25 protein-coding genes are annotated in these 24,539 nt (G+C 64.0%); 9 read left to right on the top strand and 16 right to left on the bottom strand.

Going from position 1 to position 24,539, the window contains the following annotated elements:
• Nucleotides 1–294 precede the first annotated feature (294 nt).
• Both QZ408_RS11720 and QZ408_RS11715 read right to left on the bottom strand, forming a co-directional pair.
• Nucleotides 295–954: a metal-dependent hydrolase gene (locus QZ408_RS11720; RefSeq protein WP_292491734.1), complete on the bottom strand. Its 660-nt coding sequence runs from the start codon at nt 952–954 to the stop codon at nt 295–297.
• A 63-nt stretch (nt 955–1,017) separates the two neighbouring features.
• Nucleotides 1,018–1,626: a response regulator receiver protein gene (locus tag QZ408_RS11715; RefSeq protein ID WP_292491733.1), complete on the bottom strand. Its 609-nt coding sequence runs from the start codon at nt 1,624–1,626 to the stop codon at nt 1,018–1,020.
• 310 nt (nt 1,627–1,936) lie between these two features.
• On the opposite strand from QZ408_RS11715, the gene glyS reads away from it, so the two are divergent.
• From glyS to QZ408_RS11700, 3 genes are read left to right on the top strand one after another with little or no spacing between them, the layout of a single operon-like run.
• Nucleotides 1,937–3,667, top strand: a complete 1,731-nt coding sequence (gene glyS, locus QZ408_RS11710) for a glycine--tRNA ligase (protein WP_292491732.1) — start codon at nt 1,937–1,939, stop codon at nt 3,665–3,667.
• The gene (locus tag QZ408_RS11705; RefSeq protein WP_292491730.1) at nt 3,664–5,361 is read left to right on the top strand and encodes a DEAD/DEAH box helicase; all 1,698 of its coding nucleotides are present in this window, start codon (nt 3,664–3,666) and stop codon (nt 5,359–5,361) included. The genes glyS and QZ408_RS11705 overlap by 4 nt, the downstream gene beginning before the upstream one ends.
• Entirely contained in the window at nt 5,256–5,921 is a 666-nt protein-coding gene (locus QZ408_RS11700) for an ERCC4 domain-containing protein (RefSeq protein WP_292491729.1), read from the top strand. The genes QZ408_RS11705 and QZ408_RS11700 overlap by 106 nt, the downstream gene beginning before the upstream one ends.
• Here the strand turns inward: QZ408_RS11700 and QZ408_RS11695 are convergent.
• Nucleotides 5,912–6,325 (bottom strand): autoantigen p27 domain-containing protein, encoded by a 414-nt coding sequence (locus tag QZ408_RS11695; RefSeq protein WP_292491727.1) that lies wholly within the window; start codon nt 6,323–6,325, stop codon nt 5,912–5,914. The genes QZ408_RS11700 and QZ408_RS11695 overlap by 10 nt on opposite strands.
• A 66-nt stretch (nt 6,326–6,391) precedes the next feature.
• Between QZ408_RS11695 and QZ408_RS11690 the strand changes: the two genes are divergently transcribed.
• Complete coding sequence (locus tag QZ408_RS11690) at nt 6,392–6,655, top strand: UPF0147 family protein (protein WP_292491726.1); 264 nt, start codon at nt 6,392–6,394, stop codon at nt 6,653–6,655.
• Nucleotides 6,656–6,797: 142 nt separating this feature from the next.
• Here the strand turns inward: QZ408_RS11690 and QZ408_RS11685 are convergent, their stop codons facing one another.
• Nucleotides 6,798–7,211 (bottom strand): secondary thiamine-phosphate synthase enzyme YjbQ, encoded by a 414-nt coding sequence (locus tag QZ408_RS11685; RefSeq protein WP_292491725.1) that lies wholly within the window; start codon nt 7,209–7,211, stop codon nt 6,798–6,800.
• A 448-nt stretch (nt 7,212–7,659) separates the two neighbouring features.
• Here QZ408_RS11685 and QZ408_RS11680 point away from each other — a divergent pair, with 448 nt between their 5' ends.
• On the top strand, nt 7,660–7,893 hold the full coding sequence (locus QZ408_RS11680; RefSeq protein ID WP_292491724.1) for a hypothetical protein: 234 nt from the start codon (nt 7,660–7,662) through the stop codon (nt 7,891–7,893).
• A 646-nt stretch (nt 7,894–8,539) separates the two neighbouring features.
• Here the strand turns inward: QZ408_RS11680 and gyrA are convergent.
• From gyrA to QZ408_RS11665, 3 genes are all read right to left on the bottom strand, one after another.
• On the bottom strand, nt 8,540–10,975 hold the full coding sequence (gene gyrA, locus QZ408_RS11675) for a DNA gyrase subunit A (RefSeq protein ID WP_292491723.1): 2,436 nt from the start codon (nt 10,973–10,975) through the stop codon (nt 8,540–8,542).
• On the bottom strand, nt 10,965–12,935 hold the full coding sequence (gene gyrB, locus QZ408_RS11670; protein ID WP_292491722.1) for a DNA topoisomerase (ATP-hydrolyzing) subunit B: 1,971 nt from the start codon (nt 12,933–12,935) through the stop codon (nt 10,965–10,967). The genes gyrA and gyrB overlap by 11 nt, the downstream gene beginning before the upstream one ends.
• A gap of 226 nt (nt 12,936–13,161) precedes the next feature.
• Entirely contained in the window at nt 13,162–13,476 is a 315-nt protein-coding gene (locus QZ408_RS11665; protein WP_292491721.1) for a hypothetical protein, read from the bottom strand.
• 155 nt (nt 13,477–13,631) lie between these two features.
• On the opposite strand from QZ408_RS11665, the gene QZ408_RS11660 reads away from it, so the two are divergent.
• Complete coding sequence (locus QZ408_RS11660; protein ID WP_292491719.1) at nt 13,632–14,543, top strand: ion transporter; 912 nt, start codon at nt 13,632–13,634, stop codon at nt 14,541–14,543.
• 565 nt (nt 14,544–15,108) lie between these two features.
• Here QZ408_RS11660 and cbiQ read toward each other — a convergent pair.
• The 7 genes from cbiQ to QZ408_RS11625 form a co-directional block, all read right to left on the bottom strand.
• Nucleotides 15,109–15,924, bottom strand: coding sequence for a cobalt ECF transporter T component CbiQ (gene cbiQ / locus QZ408_RS11655; RefSeq protein WP_292491718.1), 816 nt, complete (start codon nt 15,922–15,924; stop codon nt 15,109–15,111).
• Nucleotides 15,921–16,754: an ATP-binding cassette domain-containing protein gene (locus QZ408_RS11650; protein ID WP_292491716.1), complete on the bottom strand. Its 834-nt coding sequence runs from the start codon at nt 16,752–16,754 to the stop codon at nt 15,921–15,923. The genes cbiQ and QZ408_RS11650 overlap by 4 nt, the downstream gene beginning before the upstream one ends.
• A gap of 30 nt (nt 16,755–16,784) precedes the next feature.
• Nucleotides 16,785–17,135 (bottom strand): PDGLE domain-containing protein, encoded by a 351-nt coding sequence (locus tag QZ408_RS11645; protein WP_292491715.1) that lies wholly within the window; start codon nt 17,133–17,135, stop codon nt 16,785–16,787.
• Entirely contained in the window at nt 17,135–17,773 is a 639-nt protein-coding gene (gene cbiM, locus QZ408_RS11640; protein WP_292491714.1) for a cobalt transporter CbiM, read from the bottom strand. Before cbiM ends, QZ408_RS11645 begins: the two co-directional genes overlap by 1 nt.
• A 42-nt stretch (nt 17,774–17,815) precedes the next feature.
• Nucleotides 17,816–19,009, bottom strand: a complete 1,194-nt coding sequence (locus QZ408_RS11635; RefSeq protein WP_292491712.1) for an NAD(P)/FAD-dependent oxidoreductase — start codon at nt 19,007–19,009, stop codon at nt 17,816–17,818.
• 95 nt (nt 19,010–19,104) lie between these two features.
• Entirely contained in the window at nt 19,105–19,329 is a 225-nt protein-coding gene (locus tag QZ408_RS11630) for a hypothetical protein (protein WP_292491711.1), read from the bottom strand.
• Nucleotides 19,330–19,333: 4 nt separating this feature from the next.
• Nucleotides 19,334–19,927 (bottom strand): hypothetical protein, encoded by a 594-nt coding sequence (locus QZ408_RS11625; RefSeq protein WP_292491710.1) that lies wholly within the window; start codon nt 19,925–19,927, stop codon nt 19,334–19,336.
• 365 nt (nt 19,928–20,292) lie between these two features.
• Here QZ408_RS11625 and pth2 point away from each other — a divergent pair, with 365 nt between their 5' ends.
• Both pth2 and truD read left to right on the top strand, forming a co-directional pair.
• Nucleotides 20,293–20,655 (top strand): peptidyl-tRNA hydrolase Pth2, encoded by a 363-nt coding sequence (gene pth2, locus QZ408_RS11620; RefSeq protein WP_292491709.1) that lies wholly within the window; start codon nt 20,293–20,295, stop codon nt 20,653–20,655.
• Entirely contained in the window at nt 20,652–21,923 is a 1,272-nt protein-coding gene (gene truD, locus QZ408_RS11615) for a tRNA pseudouridine(13) synthase TruD (RefSeq protein ID WP_292491708.1), read from the top strand. The genes pth2 and truD overlap by 4 nt, the downstream gene beginning before the upstream one ends.
• A gap of 78 nt (nt 21,924–22,001) precedes the next feature.
• Here truD and QZ408_RS11610 read toward each other — a convergent pair whose 3' ends face one another.
• Nucleotides 22,002–22,694: a dihydrofolate reductase family protein gene (locus QZ408_RS11610; protein WP_292491706.1), complete on the bottom strand. Its 693-nt coding sequence runs from the start codon at nt 22,692–22,694 to the stop codon at nt 22,002–22,004.
• Nucleotides 22,695–22,837: 143 nt separating this feature from the next.
• Here QZ408_RS11610 and QZ408_RS11605 point away from each other — a divergent pair, with 143 nt between their 5' ends.
• Nucleotides 22,838–23,470 (top strand): CDP-alcohol phosphatidyltransferase family protein, encoded by a 633-nt coding sequence (locus tag QZ408_RS11605; RefSeq protein WP_292491705.1) that lies wholly within the window; start codon nt 22,838–22,840, stop codon nt 23,468–23,470.
• A 220-nt stretch (nt 23,471–23,690) separates the two neighbouring features.
• On the opposite strand, the gene artA is transcribed toward QZ408_RS11605, so the two are convergent.
• A complete protein-coding gene (artA, locus tag QZ408_RS11600) occupies nt 23,691–24,521 on the bottom strand; it encodes an archaeosortase A (RefSeq protein ID WP_292491703.1) in 831 nt (276 codons plus the stop codon).
• Nucleotides 24,522–24,539: the final 18 nt, after the last annotated feature.

Raw genomic sequence — 24,539 nt, 5'->3', positions numbered from 1 at the left:
TTTGGATCCACACAAGACACTTCCCCCCTTGACGTCGTCTTTTCGTGTGTCCTCTTCTCTCTAAACCACACGTATCCCGCAACCTCTTCTGGCATCTCTTCCGTCCGGCTACCGGGCAGGCTCCATCTCCCGGGGACGGCCGGCGCGGCGTACGACGGCCGTCCACCCCTCCCCATCCTCACACTTCGTGCCTGATGGTGCTCACCCGGGAGGCCCGCCCCACCCCGGAACCGCCCTTGCGCCCGAAACGCAGCCTCAAAGGCTGCCGGAGGATCGAGGGCGCCCCTGCCCCCGTCACGCGCCGACCTCGATGCTCTCCCCCGGCGAGAGGATCGCGACCCGGATCGACGTCGTCCGCTCGACCGCCCGCTTGAAGTCCTCCACGTCCTGCCGGATGGCCGGGAACGTGCCGTAGTGCATCGGGATCACGAGCGGCGCGCCGATGTACCGTGCCGCGATCATCGCCTCGTCGGGCCCCATCGTGAAGCACCCGCCGATGGGGAGGAGCGCCACGTCCGGCCGGTAGAGGTCCCGGATGAGCTGCATATCCGAAAAAAGCGCCGTATCGCCGGCGTGGTAGATGCTGGTGCCGTCCATCTCGATGACGAACCCTGCGGCAACGCCGCCGTAAAAGCCCATCCCCTCATCCTCTATCCATGAGGAGTGGAGCGCGGGCGTCATCCTGAACCGGACGCCGTCGACGGTGATGCTGCCCCCGATGTTCATCGGTTCTGCGGGGATACCCTTCGCTGCCAGGTACTTCGCCACCTCGTTGATGGCGACCGTCTTCTTCTTCAACCGCACCGTCATCCCGAGATGGTCTGCATGAGCGTGCGTCACGGCGACGATGTCGGGCTCCACGGGGAGCGAACCCTCCGGGATGAAGGGGTCGATAAGGATCGTCTTCGATCCGGCGAGCAGGAAACACGCGTGGCCAAGCCAGGTCAACCTCATGGAGAAGAGATCGGTCTATCTCTTAAAAAATGTTAGGAGAAAGGCAGGAGGTGGGCCGGGAGCTCAGAACTCCCCCAGATCGATCGCCTCGGTGATGTCGATAGCCTCGGAGAGGCCGTCGTTTGTGACACCGCGCGTCATCTGTTCGGAGAGATCGCGGTCCTCCATCACGTCCCGGATCCGTTCCAGGTACGGGTCGAGCGTGGTGTCCCTCTCCTGTTCGATCACGTGGCGGTACTCACGAAGCGTCGAGGGGCTCACGTCGAGTTCCTCGCTGATCTCCTTCATGGTCTTCCCCGAATCAAGAAGGTCCGTCATCGTCTCGCGATCGAACGGCATCTTGAAGTCGAGCTCCCGAAAGAGCTTGAGGCGGACCCGGGCACGCGCCACGGTCTTGCTCAGCTTCTCATCGCCGAGCGCCCTCGCAATCTCCGTATCGTTTTTGCCGTCATAGTACGCGACCACGAGCTTTGCGAGCTGTCGCGGGGCGAGTTTGGTCTTGAAATACCCCTGATCGAGGACCTCCCGCATGATCAGGGCTATCTCGCGTTCGACGGCGTCGCGATCCCGGAGCGTACCGTGAACCTTCCTCATCGGCTCAACGATTGTCTTTTTGTTCGTGATGGTCGTAAACAGCTCAAGGAGCTGCTGCTTGCGGGTATCTTCTGCCATGTCCGTGTCTCTCTCTTCTGTATTCCACCATCTGGCTCTGGAGGTCACCCATGATGACCCCAGATATATATAGTTTATCCCCCGGCGGGGGCGTAACGTTCCCTACATTACAACTGCTACCATTTAAAACTTGCCATATAATCCGCCGGGAGAGAAAGATCGTTTTCCGGGATATAACAATATCTTTTGAGGTATTGCCGGCGGTGAAAAAAATGCCGCCTTATACAGCCCCTTTTCGAAGAGTTTTCGATCTCCGGCGAGAGAAGAACCATTCTTTAATAGCACCGGCGCTCAAGTGTACTGCAGGACTATGGCCGATACGAGCGATATTTACGAAAAAGTCATGGATGTGGCCAGAAGACGTGGGTTTGTCTGGCCCTCATCCGAGATATACGGGTCGATCGCCGGTTTTATCGATTACGGCCCGCTTGGAGCAATGCTGAAACGCAACATCGAGAACCTCTGGCGATCGTTTTACGTCTTCCAGGAAGGCTACTACGAGATCGAATGCCCCACCGTCGGAAATGAAGCAATCTTCGTCGCATCCGGTCATGTGAAAGAGTTCGCCGATAAGATGGTGCAGTGCCCGCACTGCGGCGAGTACCTCCGCGCCGATCACATCGCGGCGGAGAACGGCGTCGAGAACGCCGGGACGCTCTCGGCCGCGGCGCTCCAGGCAGCGCTCTACGAACTCCCCTGCCCTGCGTGCAAGGAGCGCCTGGGCGAAGCGGGCGTCTTTGCGTTCAACCTGATGTTCGAGACCACCATCGGCCCCGGATCGCAGCGGAAGGGCTACCTGCGCCCCGAGACCGCCCAGGGCATCTTCACCGATTTTCCCCGCCTCCTGCGCTTCTACCGGGACAAGCTCCCCTTCGGCGCCGTCCAGATCGGGAAGTCGTACAGAAACGAGATCTCTCCCCGCCAGGGGATGATCCGGCTGCGGGAGTTCTCCCAGGCCGAGGCCGAGATCTTCGTTCATCCCGGCGAGAAGAACCACCCCGCGTTCCACCGCTACGCGGACCATACGGCGCCCCTCCTCACCATCGCGCGGCAGATCGAGAACCAGGAGCCGGCCGCAATGACGATGCGCGCCGCGGTGGATGAGGGCGTGATCGCAAACGAGTACGTCGCCTACTACATCGCGCTCACGTACGACCTCCTGACCGCCATCGGTGTGGACCCGGCACGACTCCGGTTCCGCCAGCACCTGACGGACGAGCGGGCGCACTACGCGGCCGACTGCTGGGACGCCGAGGTCTACTCCGGCCGGTTCGGGTGGGTGGAGATCGTCGGCATCGCCGACCGCACCAACTACGACCTGCGATCGCACGCCGCGCACTCCGGCACCTCGATGACGGTCTTCATGCCCTACGACGAGCCGAGAAGGGTCGCAAAAAGGCGGATCGTTGCCGACATGGGCGTGCTCGGCCCCCGGTTCCGCGGTAAGGCGAAGGCGATAGCGGACGCTCTTGCCGCCTCGGACCCCGGAGAGGACGGCGCGCACGTCACCGTCGACGGCGAAGAGTTCTTCATCCCCGCCGACCTCTACCAGGTCCGCGAGGAGGAGGTCGAGGTCCGCGGCGAAGAGGTGATGCCCCACGTCATCGAGCCGTCATACGGTATCGACCGGATGATCTACGTCGCCCTCGAGCACAGCTATGCGGAGGACGAGGTCGACGGCGAGGTGAGAAAGGTGCTCCGGTTCCCGCCGGCGGTGGCGCCGGTCCAGGTCGCCGTCTTCCCGCTGATGAACCGGGACGGCCTTGACGGGATCGCGCAGACGATCACGGACCGGCTCACCCGGTGCCGCATCCTCGCCCAGTACGACGACTCCGGCGCTATCGGCAGGCGTTACCGGAGACAGGACGAGATCGGGACGCCTTTTGCCGTCACCGTCGACTACGATACGCTCGAGGACAACACCGCGACCGTCAGGGATCGCGACAGCATGGAGCAGGTCAGGGTGCCGGTCGAACGGCTGCCGGAGATCCTCTCCGCGCTCATCTCCGGCGCCGCCACGTTCCATGACCTCAAGGCATGACCTGCGTCTCCCACCCGCTGATCCGGCCGGAGAGCATCGAGGAACGGCGATACCAGCTCGCCATCGCTCTCCGGGCGCTTGACGCGAACACGATGGTCGTCCTCCCGACGGGCCTCGGGAAGACGGCCGTCGCGCTCCTTGTTGCGGCATCCCGGCTCTACTCCCACCCGGGGAAGGTGCTCGTGCTTGCGCCCACAAAACCCCTGGTCGAGCAGCACCTCCGTTTCTTTCGGCAGTTCCTGCTCTTCCGGGAAGGCTCCGAGCCGGAAGAGTCCGATTTTGCCATGTTCACCGGGGAGACGTCCCCGGACGAGCGGGCGAGAGCCTGGGAGGCGTGCCGGATCTGTTTTGCCACCCCGCAGGTGATCAAGAACGACTGCCTCGCCGGGAGGTATAGCCTCGCCGACGTCGTGCTGCTGGTCGTGGACGAGTGCCACCGGGCGGTGGGGAACTACGCCTACGTCTTCCTCGCCCGGCACTACTGCACCACGGCGCGTGAACCCCTGCTGCTCGCGATGACCGCCTCCCCCGGGGGGGATCGGCTGAAGGTGCAGGAGGTCTGTGCGAACCTCCGGGTCGAGGCGGTCGAGACGAGGGTGGAGACCGACGAAGACGTCCGGCCCTACATCCACGAGCGGGATATTCAGTACGTCGACGTCTACCTCCCCGAAGAACTGCAGGCGGCGCTCGCCGCCCTCCGGGGGCTCGTGGAGGCGCGCCTCGGCCGGCTCGCGGATCTCGGTTTCCAGGTCCCGAAACCGGACAAACTCTCGATCAGGGCGCTCAACGCCCTGAACGCGCAGATCCAGCAGCGTATACGGACGCGGGACTCCTCCGCCTTCGTCGCGGCGTCCCTGCATGCCGAGTGCATGAAACTCCGCCACGCCATATCGCTTGCAGAGACTCAAGGAAGCGAGGCGCTCAAACTGTATCTCGCCCGGCTCGGCGCGGAAGGGGCCTCGGGCGCGGGGAGCAAGGCGAGCAAGCGCCTCGTCGGCGATCCCGCCTACCAGCACCTTGTCGAGGTCGCCGGCGGCTGGAAGGAGGAGCTCCATCCCAAGGTTTCGATCGTCTGCGAACTCGTGCGGGCGCAGCTTGCGGCGCACCCGGAGAGCCGGATCATCGTCTTTGCCACCTACCGCGACACCGTCCAGACGCTCGTCGACGCGCTCTCGGCGAGCGGGATCGTCTGCGAGCGGTTTGTCGGGCAGGCGTCGCGGGACGCGGAGAAGGGGCTCTCGCAGAAAGAGCAGATCGCGAGCCTCGCCCGGTTCCGCGAGGGTGAGTTCAGGTGCCTGGTCGCGACCTCGGTGGGCGAGGAGGGGCTCGACGTCCCCTCGACGGATATGGTGATCTTTTACGAGGCCGTTCCCTCGGAGATCAGGAGCATCCAGCGGAAGGGAAGGACCGGGAGGAGCGGCAGCGGCACGATCGTCGTCCTGGTGACGAAAGATACGTCTGATGAGACGTTCCGGTATGTGAGCCAGGCGCGGGAGCGGGCGATGGTGACGGGGATCAGGAGTATGAGCGCCGTCCGTCCCCGCCCCGCCCCCGCCCCGCACCGTCGCTCCCGGCTGCCACCCGGCAGATGGACTTCCTCGCGTTTGCTCCCTCCGGGCCGGCAATCGTCGTCGACGACCGCGAGATGTCGTCGCGGGTCGTCGAACGCCTGCACGAGCTCGGGGCGTCGATAACGGTCGAGCGCCTCGAGATCGGCGATTATGCCATCGGCGACCGTATCCTTGTCGAGAGGAAGACCGTGCAGGACTTCATGGACACCCTCATCGAGCGGGACCTCTTCGGGCAGATCGGGGCCATGGCCGACGCGGTGCCGCGGCCGGTCCTGATCGTCGAGGGGGAAGACGACCTCTACGGGGTGAGGAACATTCACCCAAACGCCGTCCGGGGCACACTTGCCGCCGTCACGGTCGGTATGGGGGTCTCGCTGATCCGCACGCGGGATGCGGACGACACCGCCGGGATGCTCTACGTCCTCGCACAGCGGGAGGGGGGCGAGCGGGGAGAGCGGAAGGTGCACCCGAAGAAGTCCTACCGCTCGGCCCGCGAAGAGCAGGAGTATGCGCTCGCGGCGTTCCCGAACATCGGTCTTGGGAGTGCACGGCTCCTCCTTGAGCACTTCGGGTCGCTCAAGGCGGTCTTGGATGCCGACGTGGCGGAGCTTGCGTCGGTGCACGGTGTCGGAGAAAAGACCGCCCGCGGGATCTGGGAACTTGCCCGCAGGCCTTACCGCTGATCCAGTCTTGCGAGCGCTCTCGCCCCCCGGTCCACCGCCTTCATCAGGGTCAGGCACTCGCTGGCCCTCTCTTCGCCCCTGACGCGCTCGCAGAGATGGACGATCGTCCGCTCGATCTCCGCGGCGACCGGGCCCGGCGGCTCCCGGGAGACCGCTGCCGGTGCGGCTACCGGTGCGGCTACCGGTGCGGCTACCGGTGCGGCTACCGGTCCGGGGGCGGCCTGTCCGGCCGGCTCAGGCCCGGGAAGAGGACCTTCCGGTTCCGCGAGCGGGCAGATGACGCACCGGGTCTCTCCCCTGTATTCAAAGAGGGGGTACCCGCAGACCTTACAGGATTTCGCAAGCATCTTTCCTCCCTTCAGGAGATACTCGGCCATGACTTCGTCAGCCTTATCTGCCGTCATTTTGTCGAACTCCCTTAATCAACCTATATATGTCTGGATGCCATTAATAATAGAGGGGTAATTCTAATGGCAAGTCCAGACGAAACAATACGAATCTGCATCCAGATGTTGCAGAATATCAGCGAGGATTCCACCATTCCACGCAATATCCGGCGGGTCGCAGATGAGACGAAAACGGTCCTCCTGGATGATTCCCGGAGTATCGGCCTCCGCGCCGCAACTGCAATCTCGATGATCGACGAGATCAGCAACGACCCGAACATGCCGGTCCACGCACGGACCCGCATCTGGGAACTGGTATCGCAACTGGAAACGGTGCCCCTCGATTAAACTGCTCATTCTTCTCGAAACGACTCCGGCAGGACCAGGGTAGAGCGATACTCCTATTTGGGTTGCAAACGCAGCCGTATCACTCTGCCTGCCGTGCGTCTTCCTGCAGCCCGGGGCCGTAACTCTCTCCTTTTTGCGGCGTTCATCCGAGGACGGTGACGTAGACCGTCCGGTGACGGCTCGAGCGCACGTCCAGTTCGAGGAGGACGATCTGCTGCCAGGTGCCGCACGCGAGCCTGCCCCCGATGACCGGGACGGAGAGCGACGACCCGACGATCGCCGCCCTGACGTGGGACCGGCCGTTGCCGTCCCCCCATGCCGCGTCGTGCGCGTAGGGGATGCCGGCCGGGGCGATGACCGAGAGCGCCCGGGAAAGGTCCGAGAGCACGCCGGGCTCGTACTCGATGGTGGTGACGGCGGCGGTCGAGCCTGCGACGAAGACGGTTGCAAGCCCCTCCCGCACGCCGCTCTCGCCGACCGCCTGCTGTACCCGGGGCGTGAGGTCGACGATCTCCCCCTCCCCGTGCGTCTCTACCTCGATCGTTGTACGGAACATCGTGTGATCACCTCGTTGACATTCCGTGGTTGTCCTTCGCGCACGTATAAACTTCCCGCTCCTGGGGAAACGCCGGCATCAGCGCTGCTCCCTCCCGGACATGGCTTTCCATCGAGTATCGCCGCACTGCCCTGCCCCGGGAAGGGGCGGGGAGGAACGCCGGAGGCTCGGGAGGGTGGTGGCTGCCGGCGAGGAACGCGGGCACCCACCCGCGGGGGAGGTTCTCCCCTCCCGTGGGCAAAGAGCCACCACGGTCCAGTGTCCGGGGACAGGGCCGGGAAGAACAGGATCCGGGCTACCTCTGCACTCCTCTGCCCCTCCGGGAACCCCGCCGTGCCTGCAGCCGGCCTCTCGGGGACGGTTCTGCATACGCAGAGGCTGCCCGGGGCAGGATGCCCGCAAACGCTTTATAGGTGAGGCGGGTATTTCCTCCCCGGAGACAGTAGGTATGGTTTATCGCTGGAATGACAGGAAGGATGTGGACGAGGCAGTCGTCGTCGTGATGAATACGCTTGATGCCGGTCAGGAGGTCCGCGGGTGGCTGATGCGCACCATGCAGCAGGCGATCTACGACTCCGACCCCGGTTTTGCAGATTATTTCTTCAAGGAACTTGAGGCATCAGGCCCGCGGCGCTCGGCATGGCTTTCAGGAAACCGACGTTCTGACCCCTCCGGCGCCTGAGGGGTTCACGGGACGGGGTATCTCAGAGGACCGGAGCATGAGGACGGTGCCTTCCCGGGCATCGCCCCCTCAGCCCGGAGTGCTCCACGGCATCCGGGGCACTACACGCAAACGACGATTCACGCGAAGACCGTTTGATTGCTACGCTCACCTTTGTGGTCTTCGCATCAACGCGAGCGGCTGGCAATCCGCCCTCACACCCGCGGATGAAGGCGGTGGACCCTCGATGCATGGGCCGGTAGCAGGCCGCGCGGCTCTCTCCTCCCGCGGCGGGCATTTGAGAGGCACCCGATCTGCCGGGTCTCTTCTCCGACTTTGCGAACGATCCGGCGGAAGGTGGCGGCCCTGGCGGTCCCCGGGAGGGTGTCAGGAGCCCTCAGGACCTGAAATGCGAGACCGCCGTCAGTCCGGCAACATCATGAGCGCCATGCCCGGCTTCCCGGCCATGAGAGGACCCTGGTCACCCGATCTCCTTTTGCATGAACCTGGCCCACGCCAGCCCGAAGAAGGCCGCAGGCGTCGCAAACAGCGCGATGATCTTGCCGGCAGGGGCGCCCGGGACGTTGCCGCCTGCAGGGGGTACCGGCCATTGAGAATCGTTGCACTTGAGGGAAGGGCGCGGGCTTTGCGCAGGAAAGAGGAGTTCTCACTCCTCTTCCCCGTCCTCCCCCGAATCGAGGATCGTAAACCCGATAACGCGGTCGCCCTCGTCGAGCTTCATGACGCGGACACCGCGGGTGCCCCGCTTCTGGATCGAGATCTCCGAGACCTTCGTCCGGATCACGATGCCGGACGCGCTCATCACGATGATCTCGTCGTCGTCGGAGACCGCCATCGACCCGATGACCAATCCTCCCCGGGCGTCGGCGACGATGTTCCGGACGCCCATCGTGCCCCTGCCGTGGCCGCGGAACTCATCAAACTCCGTCCGCTTCCCGAACCCCTGCTCCGTGATGGTGAGGAGATGGTCGTTCTCGACCACGGATATCGCCTGCAGGGCGTCGCCGTGGCGGAGCCGGATCCCCCGCACGCCCATCGCGTTCCGGCGAACCGGGCGGACGGCCTCCTCGTGGAACCGGAGGCTCTGCCCGAACCTCGTCGTCAGGATCAGCTCCCGGTCCCCGTCGGTTGCCTTCACGTCCACCAGCTCGTCGTCGTCGCGGAGGTTGATGGCGTTGATCCCGGTCTGCCGGGGCCGCGAGAACTCATCGAGCGCCATCTTCGCAACCGTCCCGCCTCTCGTCGCAAAGAAGAGGAAGTGGTCGGAATCAAACTCCCTGACCGGGATCACCGCGGTCACGCGCTCCTCGCCGTCGAGGTTTAGGAGGTTGACGAGGGCCTTGCCCTTGCCGGTCCGCTGCCCCTCGGGGAGGTCGTAGACCTTCAGCCAGTAGACCCTTCCCTTGTCGGTGAAGCAGAGGAGGCAGTCGTGCATGTTTGCGACGAAGACGTTCTCGACGCCGTCGTCGTCTTTGGTCGCCATGCCGATGACCCCGCGCCCCCCGCGCCGCTGGTTCCGGTAGGTGTCAAGGTCGATCCTCTTTATGTAGTTAGAGGAGGTGAGCGAGACCAGCATCGGTTTATCCTCGATGAGGTCCTCCTTCTCGAACGCCTCGGCGGCATACCCGATCCGGGTCCTCCGCTCATCGCCGTACCGGGCGCTGATATCGGCGAGCTCCTTCTTGATCTCGGCAAGGATGCTCGCCTCGCTTGCGAGGATCGCGGTGAGCCGCTCGATCTCCTTTGCAAGAGCGTCGCGCTCGTCGAGGATCTTCTGCTGTTCGAGCGCCGCAAGCCTCCGGAGCTGCATCTTCAAGATCGCGTCCGCCTGCACCTCGTCCAGCGCAAACTTCGCCACCAGCGCCGTCTGTGCCTCCTCCGTCGTCCCGGACGCCCGGATGGTGGCGACGACGGCGTCGATGTTATCGAGCGCGATGAGGAGGCCGCGGAGGATGTGCATCCGCTCTTCGGTCTTCCTGAGATCGAACTCGCTCCTCCGCCGGACCACGTCCACCCGGTGCTTCAGGAACTCGTGGATGAGCTCCTTGAGGTTCAGGGTGCGGGGCTGGCGGTCGACGATCGCGAGGTTGATGATGCCGAAGGAGGACTCGAGCGCCGTGTGCTTGTAGAGGTAGTTCAACACCACCTGGGGCGCGACGCCCTTCTTGAGGTCGATCACGACCCGCATGCCGTCCCGGTCCGACTCGTCGCGGATATCGCTGATCCCCTCGACCCTTTTGTCGCGGACGAGGGAGGCGATATGCTCGATCAGGCGCGCCTTGTTCACCTGGAAGGGGATCTCGGTGATGATGATCTGCGGTGTCCGGCCTTCCTCCTCGATCTCCGCGATCCCCCTGACCACGCACTTCCCGCGCCCGGTGAGGTAGGCATCCCGGACCCCTTCGGTGCCCATGATGATCCCGCCCGTCGGGAAGTCCGGGCCGGGCATGATCCGCATCAACTCTTCGGTGGATACACCCGCATCATCGATGACGCGGCATGTCGCCTCGCAGACCTCGCGGAGGTTGTGGGGCGGCATGTTCGTCGCCATGCCGACCGCAATCCCGCTCGACCCGTTCACGAGGAGGTTAGGAACCCGTGCCGGGAGGACGTCGGGCTCCTTGAGCGACTCGTCGAAGTTCGGGACGAAGTCGACGGTCTCCTTGTCGATATCCGTCAGGAGCTCCTCTGAAACCTTCGTGAGCCGGGCCTCCGTGTACCGCATGGCGGCAGCGGAATCCCCGTCGATCGACCCGAAGTTCCCCTGGCCGTCCACCAGGGTATAGCGGTAGGAGAAGGGCTGCGCCATCTTCACCAGCGTATCGTAGATGGCCGAATCGCCGTGAGGGTGGTACTTACCCATCACGTCTCCGACAACACGGGCGCTCTTCTTGTAGGGCTTGTCGCTCGTGTTGCCCATCTCCCACATGGCATACAGGGTGCGGCGATGGACCGGTTTTAACCCGTCTCTTGCGTCGGGGATGGCGCGGCCGATGATCACGCTCATCGCGTAGTCGATGTAGCATGACTTCATCTCCTCCTCGATGTTGACCGGGACGACCCCGACCCGATCAGATATCAAGGTTGTTCACCTCCTTTGCATGCCGGCGGATGAAGTCTCTCCGGGCATCAACGTTCTCTCCCATCAGTTTCTCGAATATGTCGTTTGCGTAGGCGGCGTCCTCGATCCGCACCTGCTTGAGCACCCGGTTTTCCGGGTCCATTGTGGTGCTCCAGAGCTGCCCGGCGTTCATCTCACCAAGACCCTTGTAGCGCTGGATCGTGGCACCCTTCTCGCCCATCTCGGCGGTGATGGTCCGCATCTCCTCCTCGCGGTAGGCGTAGCGCTCCTGTTTGCCCCTCGCCACCCGGTAGAGGGGCGGCTGGGCGATGTAGATGTAGCCGTTTTCGACGAGTTCCGTCATGTAGCGGTAGAAGAACGTGAGGAGGAGCGTCCGGATGTGTGCACCGTCGACATCGGCATCGGTCATCAGGATGACCCGGTGGTACCGGGCCCGTTCCGCGTCGAAACTGTCGCCGACCCCGGTCCCGATGGCGGAGATCAGCGCCTGGATCTCGGCGTTCTTCAGGATCCTGTGCTCCGAGGCCTTCTCGACGTTTAAGATCTTCCCCCGGAGGGGGAGGATCGCCTGGAACTTCCGGTCCCGCCCCTGTTTTGCGGACCCGCCTGCCGAGTCCCCTTCCACGATATAGAGTTCGCTCTTTGCCGGGTCCCGTTCCTGGCAATCGGCGAGTTTTCCGGGGAGCCCGGTCGTCTCGAGCGTGCTTTTCCGCCGGGCGAGCTCGCGTGCGTTCCGGGCGGCCTCCCGCGCCCGGGCAGCCGTCATCGCCTTATCCACGATCACCTGGAGGGTCTTTGGGTGCTCCTCGAAGTACTCGGTGAGCGACGAGTAGACGAGTGAGTCCACGATCCCCCGGACGTTGCTGTTCCCAAGGCGCATCTTCGTCTGCCCTTCAAACTGCGGTTCGGCGACCCGGGTGCTGATGACGGACGCGAGCCCCTCCCTGACATCTTCTCCCCGGACCTGGGCGTCGTTGCTCTTTAAGAGGTTGTTTCTCCGGGCGGCGTTGTTGATCGCCCGCGTGATGGCGCTCCGGAACCCCTCAAGGTGGGTGCCGCCCTCCCGGGTGTTCACGCTGTTGACGTAGGTGTAGACCGTCTCTGCGTATGAGTCGTTGTACTGCAGGGCCACCTCGACCTCGACCATGCTCTCGGCGTCGCGCTTCTGGAAGTAGATCACGTCGTCGTGCAGTCTCTCCTTCCCTTCGCCGATATGGGCGACAAACTCCCTGATGCCGCCCTCAAAGCAGTAGGTGACCGCATCGCCGGTGCGGTCGTCCCGGAGGGCGATCGTAAGGCCGCTGTTGAGGTATGCGAGTTCGCGGAGCCGGTGGTCCAGCACGTCGTAGTCGAACTCGACGGTCTCAAAGATCGACCGGTCGGGCTGGAACGTTATCCGGGTTCCCTGGAGGCGCCCGGGGTCGAGCGGCTGCCCCGGCCGGGTGCCGTACCGCTCCTCGTACCGGGCCTTCATCTCGTGCTCGGTCTCCGGGCGGCTCGTGAGCGGCTTTGCTACCTGGCCCTGCCGGAACTGCATCGTATAGACGTTGCCGTCCCGAAAGACCGTCGCGTCGAGCCAGCTTGCAAGGGCGTTGACGACCGAGACGCCGACGCCGTGCAGGCCGCCGGAGACCTGGTAGGTGTTTTTGTCGAATTTTCCGCCGGCGTGAAGAACGGTGAGGACGATCTCAAGTGCGCTCTTGCCGTACTGGGGCATCATATCGACGGGGATACCACGCCCGTTATCTTCGACCGTGACCGAGCCGTCACGGTTGATGACGACCTGTATCAGGTCGCAGAACCCGGCAAGAGCCTCGTCTACGGCGTTGTCCACAACCTCGTAGACCAGGTGGTGTAATCCCCGGGCCTCCGTGCTGCCGATGTACATGGCGGGGCGTTCCCGCACGGGCCGTAAGCCCTCAAGTACCGTGATGTGGGAAGCATCGTAGGTATCAGTCATTTATGACCTCCGCTGAACGAGCGGCGTCCTGAATCGCAGCAAAACTCACAGTATATATTGGTTGTATAACCACTTATAGTGTATGGCTTTGGAGAATCTCTTCATTTCGGCCGATCCGGAGACGGTGCAGTCTCCGGGCGAACCGGACCGGTGAGGACGGGGGATCCCTCCCGGCCGGTTCCGGGACGGGGCATGCCGCCCCTGCAGAAGAGGGTGGGCGCTCCCGTCAGTCGTACTTCCCTGCATCGGGGCCGGCTATGCCGAGACGCGTATCGACCGCGATCGCGATCCGGTTGAGGAGCCGCTTGATCTCTGCCGCGTCCTCCTTGTCCAGGACGCCCGGCTGGTGCCAGATCACCATCTTGCGGAGGCGTTCAACCAGTTCCTCGATCTCGGTTCCCCGGAACTGCTCCGGGACGATGAGGTCGTTGAGGTGATCCGCAACGCCAAAGAAGGCTTTCTCGGGGGGCAGGCCGAAGTGCCGTGAGAGCAGCGTCAGGTTGACGACAAACCCTCTGCCGAACTGGCTCTGTGCGGGCATACCTACCCTATGCACCGCCGGGCGATATGAACGATCCGTTTTTACGCGCCCATCCGCCGGCGGCAGGCATCCCGAAGGAGTGCGGACCCGTTCCCCCGCTCCACCCGCCGTCCCCTGAATTTTAATAGCATTGCTGCCCATTTTTAGAGAGCATTTTGCATTCAGATGGTATCATGCACCGCCGGATCAAGGAAAAGATCTATCATCTCATCGAGGCGGACCCGGAAAAGCCCGGGGCGGGCCGAATTGTCGACGCCTGCATTATGGCGCTGATCGTGGCAAACGTCATCGTCGTGATCCTCGAATCGGTCGAGGGGTTGTTTGTCCCTTACGCAACCCTCTTTTGGGCATTCGATCTCTTCTCCGTCGCAGTCTTCACCGTCGAATACCTCCTCCGCCTCTGGACCTGCACCGTAAACCCGCACTACGCGCATCCCGTTCTCGGCCGGCTCAGGTATGCCGCGACACCTCTTGCGATCATCGACCTCCTGGCGATACTGCCGTTCTTCCTGCCGATGTTCATCCCGCTCGACATGCGGTCGATGAGGGCGCTCCGGTTGCTCCGGGTCTTCCGGGTCCTGAAGATCGGCAGATACTCATACGCCGTGAAGATGCTCGGCCGGGTTCTGAAGGCGCAGATGCACGTCATCGGGGTCCTCGTATTCATCCTCGTGCTCCTGATCGTCATCACGTCGAGCCTGATGTTCTTTGCCGAGCATGAGGTGCAGCCTGACGACTTCGCAAACATTCCCATCGCCATGTGGTGGGCCGTCGCCACACTCTCAACCGTGGGCTACGGGGACGTCTTCCCGGTTACCCCCCTTGGCAAGGCACTCGGCGGGATTATCGCGCTCCTCGGCATCGGGATCTTCGCCCTCCCGGCCGGCGTCCTCTCCTCGGCCTTCCTCGCCGAGATCCAGAGGAGCGGCGGGGACGCCGATCGCCCCCGGTCGCCGGAGGAGGTCGTCGATCTCCTCGAACGGCTTGCCCGGCTGCGGGATGAAGGTATCCTCACCGATGAGGAAGTGGCCGACCAGAAGCAGAGGCTGTTCCGGGGCGACGGGTAACTTTCCGGCCAGAACCCCCTACCCCGGCTGTTGCGCCGGCTCGGGAAAGAACCGGCTCCGGGCTATCCCTTCCCCGGCCTCCCTCCGGGGAACCGCCGTCAACGCCGCTCCCGAATACGGCTGTCCACCGCCCCTTCCCCCCATGGCGATATCCACCACGGCCCAGTGTCCGGGGATAGGGCCGGGGAAGAACCAGGCCCGGGCTTGCTCTCCCCTGTTCCCCGGGAAACCGCCGTCAACGCCGCTTCCCGGACCACGGCTTTCCACCTGGTATCGCCACGCACTGCCCCCGCCCCCAGGGGCGGGGGAGGAGCGCCGAAGGCGCGGGTGGGGTGAGGTCGATGAGAAATACGGAATTCTGGGAGTTGGAGATAGGGGAGGGCAGGGAGGAGCGCACGCCCGACGCGGGCGGGGTGGAGGATGCCGGAGAGCGATTTATGCGGGTGCCCCCCACCGGGAGTGGGGGACGGGGATCGACCAACGTCCGATGATCCGGAATCGGTGCAGCAGGTGTTGCCGGGATCTCCCTTCCCGGCAGCAGTGTTCCGAAACGAGATCGCACGTATTACGGGTGCAGGTAGATCAGGACCGCAGAAAGCGCGATGAGGGTGAGCGCACCGGCAAAGAAGGAGACCTCTCCGGCGCTGAGGGGTTTTTTCCCGATGTGCAGGCAGGCGTTCGCCCCGTAGCCCCGGCAGAGCATGCTCGTGTAGGTGCGCTCGCCCTGCTCGTAGGACCGGATGAAGATCATGCCGACCGTGTAGCCGAGCTGGCAGAGCCGGTAGCGGTAGGGGAGGGTACGGTCGAGGGGATCAAAGCACCGGGTCGCCATCGCGGACCGGATCTTGCTGAACATATCGGCAAAGACGAAGATGTAGCGGATCATCATGCCGAGCGGGAGGGTGAACTCCCGCGGCAGGCCGAGCCTCCCCGACGCCTCCAGGAGATCCTGCATCTTCGTCGTCGACGAGAGCAGGATGATGAACGATATGCTGACGATGAACTTCACCAGGAGGATCGAGGCGAACTCCACCGACTCCGCGTAGATCTCGATCCCGAACGGCAGGGTGGTAACCGGGTGGAAGACCTCGTAGTAGGGGTTCTTCACGAAGACCTGGAACCCGATGAGGAAGATGCCAAACGGCAGGATGAGCGCGAGCCGCCGGAGGTAGACCGCCGGTGAGAGACGCGAACAGGCCCAGAGGACGAGGAAGAAGGCAAAGAGCACGGCGCCAAGTTCGTAGATCTTCGTCGAGTACGGCATCGCCACGATCGCGACGATCCCGGCGAGGGCGACAAGGAGCTTGACCCTTGCATCCAGCCGGTGGATGACGCTGTCGCGGTAGGCCGACTTCTCGATGGAGTAGAGGTCGTCGATCATGCTCTTCTCGCGTAGGCATCGAGGAACGACTTCTTCGCGCCGTCGTAGGTGTAGGCCATATCGATGGCGACACCGTTCTCCTGCAGCGACCGGATCAGTTTCGGTATGACCGGTACGTCGAGCCTGGTCCTCGCGAGCAGCTCCGGCCGGGTGAAGATCTCCTCGACTGTCCCGGTGGCCGCAATCCTGCCATGGTCCATCACGTAGATATAGTCCGCCACCTCCGCGACGAGGTCGACCTGGTGGGTCGAGAAGATCACCGTCATGCCGTATTCCTCGGGCAGCCGGTTGACGAACGCAACAAGGTCGGCGACGCCCTGGGGGTCGAGCCCGGCGGTCGGCTCGTCGAGCACCAGCACCTGCGGCTCCATTGCGAGGATGCCCGCGATGGCGACCCGTTTCTTCTCGCCGCCCGAGAGGTGGTGCGGCACGCGCTCGCGCAGGTCCTCGATCCCGAGGAGGGCGAGCGCCTCCCCGACACGGTGGGCGACCGTCGCCTCGTCGAGCCCGAGGTTGGTCGGGCCGAACGCGACGTCCTGCTCCACGGTGGGGGAGAAGATCTGGTCGTCGGGGTTCTGGAAGACGATCCCCACGAGCTTGCGCACCTCGCGGACGTTCTCCTTCGTGATCGGCTCGCCCCGGACCAGGACCTCGCCGGACGTGGGATGGAGGATGCCGTTGAAGTGCTTAAAAAGCGTGCTTTTACCGGCCCCGTTCGGCCCGATGACGGCGATGCGGGATTTCCTCTCTGCGATGAAGTTCACGCCGTCGAGGGCGGGAAGGTTGCCGCGGTAGATATGGGTGAGATTCCGGGTCTCGACCAGGTGCATGATAGCAAAAAGTGGGAGTTTGTCGGGTATCTAATTATCGGGCCGTGCAGTCACCCGGGCAACGCCGTAGACCAGGACCAGCATGAGGAGCGTGCCGACGACGATGGCAAGCACCTCGCCGGGCTTATCCATACCGGCGATGCTGTAGTCGGGCAGGGGCGCCTCAAACGCGAAGTCGTTCCCGGTAATGGCGACTACCTTCTCCTCCGCGGCGCTCGCGGCGTCTTCGTCGAGTTCGTCACCCTGGAAGTCTTTTGCACCGTGGATGCTGAAGAACGCGCTCTCGAGACCGTCGGGATTTCCGGACGCAAGGAACGGTGCGGCAACGGCGATCACGAGGGCGACCGCGATACCGATCATGATAAACTGGTTCTTCTCCATTATGCGGTCACCCCCGCTGGACGCTCAAGGATGTCGGGCCGCGCCGACGCGATCAGGTAGAGGGCAACCGCGGTGATCCCGCCTTCGATGAGGCCGATGACGGCATGGTACCCCCCCATGAAGGTGAGGCCGAGATCCAGCGGGAACGTGCCGGCGATCGCGAGTTCGACCGCACAGAGGATCGCGGATATGAAGAGCGACGCCCACCCGGCGATGAACGCGGCGGCATACGAGTTCTTCGCGACGCCCATGACGGCGGTGTAGCCGTAGTAGCCGACAAACCCGCCGACGACGCCCATGTTGATGATGTTCGCGCCCATGACGGTGATCCCGCCGTCGCCGAATATGACGCCCTGCACGAGGAGCACCAGCGTCAGGACGAAGATTCCCGCGTACGGCGAGCCGAGGACGATCGCCGCGAGCGCCGCCCCGACCATGTGGCCGCTTGTTCCCCAGGGGATGGGGATGTTCAGCGCCTGGATGGCAAAGATTCCTGCCGCAAGCACGGCGACCAGCGGCACCTTCTCTTCCACCATTGACCGCCGCGCCCACCGCAGGGCGAGAGCGATGAAGATGAGGGCGATGATCCAGTAGATCAGGGCCTGTCCCATCGGTATAAACGCATCAGGTATATGCATGACACACCCTGATGAGTTGTAATACGTATTGGTATAAATGTATTACCCAGAGTGAGGGTTCTCTTGACCCGTAAGAATCTGACGTACTCCTGATGCGAAAAGTATGCCCATCACCCTGGCCAATCGGGGTTTCAGGGCGAGTTTACGGATCAGGGTGCCCGGCCGGTCCATATCGCCGTGCTCCACGATCGTCTCGATGATGTCCGGGTCGTTTAAGGCCCGGCAGAGACGGTCGATCTCCTGCGGCGTCATCTTCTGCCGCATACGAAGCGCTTTCATGCCGATATCGAGTTCTCTCCCGAAGTCTTCCTTCCAGCGCCGCTCGTAGTCCCGGAGGCTCTCGTCATCGAACGTTCCGCGCGCCACGCAGGCCGCCGCGACCGCGGCCGCGTGCTTTGCCGACCGGACGCCGGTGTAGACGCCGCCTCCCGACGTGGGTTTGGCAAACCCGGCCGCGTCGCCGACAACGAGCGCACGGCGGCCGTAGGTCTGCGGCATAACCCCGAGCGGGATGACGCCGCTCGCGAGGTGGAGCGAGTTCCCCCCGTAGCGGGCGATGAACCGCTCGAAGTGGTCCTTTGCCCCCTCTCTCGCGCAGAGCCCGATGCGTGCCCGGGTCGCCGAGACCGGGATCACCCACCCGAAAAAGTCGGGCGAGGCGTTGGGGTGCAGCTCGACGTAGCGCGGGTCCACCGCACATGGCACGTCCGCCTGCACCCCGGCGAGGTAGGTCGCCGGGCGCCGGAGGCCGAGCATCCGGGCGACGGAACTCCGTGGCCCGTCGGCGGCGATGAGAAGGCGGAAGGGGATCTCCTCGCGCCCGCGGACTCCCCGGGTCAGGAGGGTGGACCCCCTGATGCCCGAGGCGCTGATCTTTAAGCGGAACTCTGCTCCGGCATCGGCGGCATTCTCCGCCATCTCCCGGTCGAGAAGGCACCGGTCCACGACGTAGGCCTTTGTGGTCCGTGCATCAAAGAGGAGTTCCCCCCCGAGGTCCGAGACCATCCGGGCCCCGCTCACCTCGTTCTGGACCGAACGCCTTGAAACGCCGCATTCGGCGAACGCGGACGCGGAGAGCAGTCCCGCGCACTGCACCGGGTAGCCGATCGTGCCGTGCTCCTCGATACAGAGCGTCGTAAGCCCCTCCTTCGCGCACGCCCGCGCGGCGGCACTCCCGGCGGGGCCTGCGCCCACAACAACAACATCCCAGGTCAGACTACCATGCCTCGCATACATGGGATCCCGGCCGGCCGGCGATCCCTTTCCCTCGAATAATAGGACCCGGCGGGTATAAATGAAATGGGCACGGTCGGCGGGGTCGGTCGCCCCGCCTACCCGAGATACTCCGCCACGAACCGGCCCGTTTCAAGGCCGATGAGGGCGAGAAAGATCATGGTCAGCACGACCATCGCGGAGAGGAAGAGTGCGACCGTTTCATCGAGGGGGAGCATGAGCGCCCCGGCGGCCGGGGCCATGAGGCCGGGATATACGGCAACTGCCACGGCGCCGAGGACCCATATCGCCACAAAAATGAGGTAGACCGATAGTTTCCTCATGGGTCTACTCTTCGCGGTATTGTGCCTGCTGCTCCTTTAAGGCCATATCCTGCCGCTCTGACTCGACCTTCCGGGCGAACTCCGCGGCCCACCGCTCGATCTCCCCGGAAAAGAGCCTGCCGGTCCGGAAGAGGACGAAGATCGCCCAGAGGACCAGGATGACCAGGACTATGCCTGCAAGGACCGGGAAGATTCCTGCGATGAACGGCAGGAAGAACAGGAACGCGACGACGGCGAGGAGCACGTACGCGATCCCCCGGAATGCCAGCCGGTAACGCTCCACCTTCTCGTCAGGCGTCTCGCCTCGTGAATATGCCGCGGCAGCATACCCCGCGACCGCCTCGGCGACGTCGAGGACCTCCCCGAAGATACCGAGGACGATGATCACGAGCGCGACGAGGATTATCCCTGAGATCAGGCTGTCAAGACCGATCAGGCCGAAGAGGAACGGGTTCCCGAGCATCGTTGCAAGTGGCAGGAAGATGAGCACGCCAAAGAGCCATATGAGGAATGCGATGGCGACGCCGACCGCAATCTTTGGAATGCTGTCATAGATCTCCTGCCGGGATTCGGCAAGTAACTGTTCGCGGTTTACCATAAAAATCACCTCGTTCGATGGAGTGTTATGGGCGGCGGCCTATAAATAAGTTTCCCGGAAAAGCGGGCCTATAAAAGTCTTTCCCAGGAAAATGGGCCGGTGTCGTCAAACGAAATCCGATACTGTCCGGGGATCGGGCCCGGATATCCGGGCGCCCCGGCACGATCTCCGGCGGGCTGGCGCTCCTCCGCCTTTTGCCCCGGCAGGTGCGCCGAGAGAAGATCTCCCGCACGGGCGGTGCAACGCGCTCTTCTGCCGCCCCGGCAGGTGCGGCGCGAGGACAGGCGGGAGGAACGCCAGTGACCTCTTTTGGCCTCCGCCCCCATAGCTGCGTATTTGATGGATCATGCCCCAGGTAGTAGGAGATGCCTGAGATACGGGAGTTCAAATGGAAGCAGTGCCTGATCGTGCGTGCCGACGTCAGGATGAGCTGCGGCAAGAAGTGTGCGCAGGCCGCCCACGCGGCCATAGGGGCCTACGAGAAGGCCGATAAACTCGCGAGGAAGGCCTGGCTCGACGAGGGGCAGAAGAAGGTCGTGCTGAAGGCCGCAAACGAGCGGCAGCTCTTTGAACTCAAGACGATCGCAGAACGGGCGGGCATCCCCGCGTCCATCATCCAGGACGCCGGGATGACCGAGATACCGCCGGGGACCGTGACGGCGCTCGGTCTCGGGCCTGCACGCGCCGAAGACCTCGACCGGATCACCGGCGATCTCCCCCTGCTATGATGCCCTCACCCTATCCCCTCGAAGAGGAGCTCGGGATGCGCTATTACGCGTCCGTCACCCCCGGTATCGGCGGTCGGCTCCGCTCAAGCCCCGAAGATTTCGTCGTCGAAGAACTCCCGCTCCCGATCAGCGATCCCGACGGGCCGTACCTGATCTGCCGGCTCACCAAGACGAACTGGGAACTCCAGCGGGCGGTGAGAGAGATTGCAAAACGGCTCGGCATCAGCCATCGGCGGATAGCCTGGGCGGGGACCAAGGACAAGAACGCGGTGACCACCCAGTTCATATCGATCTACGGCGTTTCCCCCGAGGAGGCCGGACGGGTGCACCTCAAGGATATATCGCTCGAGGTCGTCGGGCTGTCGCAGCACCCGCTCGTCCTCGGGGGCCTTGAGGGGAACCGGTTCGACATCGTCGTCCGCGACTGCGTGCCCGGGGACCTTGCCGGACGGGTGCGGGCGGTCACGGAGGTTGTGTCTGCCGGGGTGCCGAACTACTATGGGCTGCAGCGGTTCGGCGTCGTCCGGCCGGTCACCCACATCGTCGGCGAGAAGATCCTCAAAGGGGATTACGAAGGCGCCGTGGTTGCGTACATCGGTCTTGCATACCCGCGGGAGCCGGAAGAGGCGCAGCGGGCGAGGTCGCACTTTGCCGAGACCCGGGATGCGGGGGCGGCGCTTGCCGGTCTCCCTATCCGGATGACCTACGAGCGGGCGATGGCAAACCACCTCGTCGCGAACCCCGGCGACTACGCCGGTGCGCTCCGGGTGCTCCCCCCAAAGCTCCTCTCGCTTCTCGTGAGCGCGTTCCAGTCGCATCTCTTCAACTGCGCGCTCTCCTCCCGCATCGACGCCGGCATCCCGCTCTTTGAACCCGAGGTCGGCGACCGGTTGCTCTTCCATGACGGCCGGGAGGATACCGTCACGGCCCGGAACCGGCAGGCAGCCCTCCTCCATATCCGGCGCGGCCGGTGCGGGATCGCCATATTCATCCCGGGGTCCGAACCGGTGACGCCGCATGGCCGGATGGACGAGATCATGCAGGAGCTGATGCGGAGCCGCGGCATCGGCGCCGGAGACTTCGCGCGCGCCTCCCGGTTCGTGGAGACGGCGTTTGCCGGGGTCGCACGGCCGATCGCGCTCTCTGCCGGGGTTGAGACGGACGTCCTGGACGCGAGCGTCCGGCTCCGGTTTACGCTCCCTCCCGGCCACTACGCGACGACGGTCTGCCGGGAGTATATGAAGGCGGACCCCTACGCGATGATCTGACGGTGAAGGCGGACCCCTATATGATGGTCTGACGGCGGCCCGGCGCGCGAAAAAAGGATTTGCCCTGTAGTGTGTCCCTCAGCCCCGCAAGCGCCCGTCGTAGAGGACGTCCCACTCGGTGACGAGGTTGCTCCCGCACATGTAGTGGCGTTTGAGGGAGAGCCGGATCATATCGTTCTCGGTCTCGATGTGCATGCCGCCGACAAGGGACGGGGTGTCGGCGCCGCCGACGATGAACGGCAGGTGGATCAGGCGTATCTCGTCCACGAGGCGGTGGTTCAGCATGGACCAGTTCAGGGTGGGGCCGCCCTCGATCATCATCCGCGAGACGTTGTAGTCCGCCTTCAGGATCCGCATCAGTTCCGGCAGGTCGACCTGGTCTTCTCCCGCCACAACGACGTCGACGCCGCTCTCCCGGAGCCGGGCGACCTTCTCCGCCGGTGCCGCCCCGCTGACGGCGATGACCGTCCGGGCATCCGGCCCGAGGATGTTTGCATCCGGCGGGATATCCCCCCGGTTGCTCGGGATGACGCGCAGCGGGCTTTTACCCTCCACCAACCGGACCGTCAGGAAGGAGTTGTCGATCCTGATGGTGTTTGCTCCGACCATGATGGCGTCGCACTCCGCCCGGGTCCGGTGAAGGAGGATCTCGGTCTCGGGCGCCATGTACTTCATGAGGATCTTGCTGGATGCCCCGCGCCGCAGGGTGAGCTTCCCGTCGACGGTGATCTCTGACATCATGAGCACATGCGGCCTGTCGTGATCTGCCATTGGATCTCCTTCTCCCTGATCTATCTGGCGGGAGCGTTTAAGAATCTGGTGATTCCGGACCGAATGCAGCGTTCCCGGTGCGGTGGTGCGGCCCCGCCCGGCGGAGCAAAGGTTAAACCCTTCTCGGGCTGATAAATTATGCGATGAATATAACCTCGTTGCGGCCGAAATTCATCAAATATACAGAGCCGGTCGCGTCGTTTTTCATACGCCTGGGCGTTACGCCAAACCAGGTTTCGGTGCTCTCCGTGCTCTTCGGCTTCTCGTGCGCACTCGCCTTTACCCAGCGGTATTTTCTCGCGGGCAGCCTGCTGCTGGTCGTCTCGGCGATCCTTGACCTGGTGGACGGGAACGTCGCCCGGAAGAACCACACGGAGAGCAGGTTCGGGGCCGTCTTCGACTGGGTCGCGGACAAATACGTCGATGCGGCGGTCATCCTCGGCGTGGGGTTCTCCGGTATCCCCATCGTCAGCCACCTCGTGAACGTCCCGCCGGTCGCCGACTTCGGTGTCGTCGGCCTCGCGCTTGCCGGGTCGCTGATCAACACCTTCATCAAACCGGTCACGTACGCGGAGATCGGTTACAGCGAGAGGATCGCCGGGAAGATCGAGGATCCCCTCGAGGGGGTCGGTTTCTTCGGCAGGCCGGAGACGGTCCTCGCGCTGGTGCTCGGCGGCGTGACCGGCTACATCTGGGTTGCGGTCCTCCTGATCGCGGTCTGCACGAACCTCTCTGCGGTCCAGCGGATCGTCTACCTCTACCGGCAGTACTCCTGAGGGGAGGCTGCCTTCCCGTCTCTTCTCTCGACGCGGACTCTGCGCCGTCAACCGGGAAGCGGCACCGCGTCACACCTCCCCGCCCCGGCGGCTCGCGCGCTCGCGGGGAGGGGATCGGTCCCGGAGGATCGGGCGTTGTTGAGACCCCGGGGGGGTGGTGCCGGGCCCGGATCTTCCCCCGGCACAGGAGCGGGCCGTGGCGGCGGTCGCGCTCCCGCCCTTACGGCTGCAGGCCGGATTCTCCGGCCTTCGGCCGGAGGATCCGTTCCGCCTCACCGCGGTAGAGCCGGTAGAGGCTGTCGGCGAGGGTGCCGAGTTCGGGGAGGATCGTAAAGAGGACGTAGGCGAGGATCACGAGGAAGGCGAGCGCCCCGAGTTCGGCCATGACGTTGTGCGCCCAGAAGAAACTCTCGTACCCGAACTCGCCGTTGCCGGCAATCGCGGGGAGGTAGGGGAACCACTGCTCGGTGTATGCCGTGATGACGAAGACGTTGCGCACGATGTTCAGGATGTAGATCGTCGGGAGGACCAGGAGAAAGCCGGCGAGTTTCTGTCTCGCCGTCGACGGCACGCCCCAGGCGACCCCGAGCATGATCGCGATGCTCTGGATCCCGGTGCAGGCGAGGATGATCTCGGTCTGGAAACCGTTGCGCTCCATCGTGTTCCAGGCGCTGAAGTTCACGGGGTACCCGGCCGCCGCGAGGACGGCGGAGGTCTGGTCGGCGACTGCGGTAATCAGCCAGTCCCCGAGCGCCGGTATGTAGCCGAAGGGGGCGTAGATCAGGAACGCCACGGCTGCTATCGTCGAGAGCTGCATCACCCGGGGATCGCCGCGGAGCAGGTGTTTTACGGTGATGGCGAGGAAGGGGACCGAGAGGAGGGCGAGCGCCGGGTACATGAAATTGTTGATGGAGAAGTAGTAGGGGAGCTCGAGGAAGAGGTATCCGACGATGCTTGCCCACCCGCCGATGGCGAAGTACTTCCGGAACCGTCCCGGGACAAGGAAGACGAGAAAGCAGATGCAGGAGACGAGCACCAGGTAATCCTTCATCCTTTACTTTTCGGCGTA

Origin of the sequence: Methanoculleus sp. 10 (genome assembly GCF_913757945.1) — an archaeon.
In the GTDB taxonomy this organism is placed as follows: Archaea; Halobacteriota; Methanomicrobia; order Methanomicrobiales; family Methanoculleaceae; genus Methanoculleus.
This window is presented reverse-complemented; position numbering and strand designations above follow the sequence as displayed.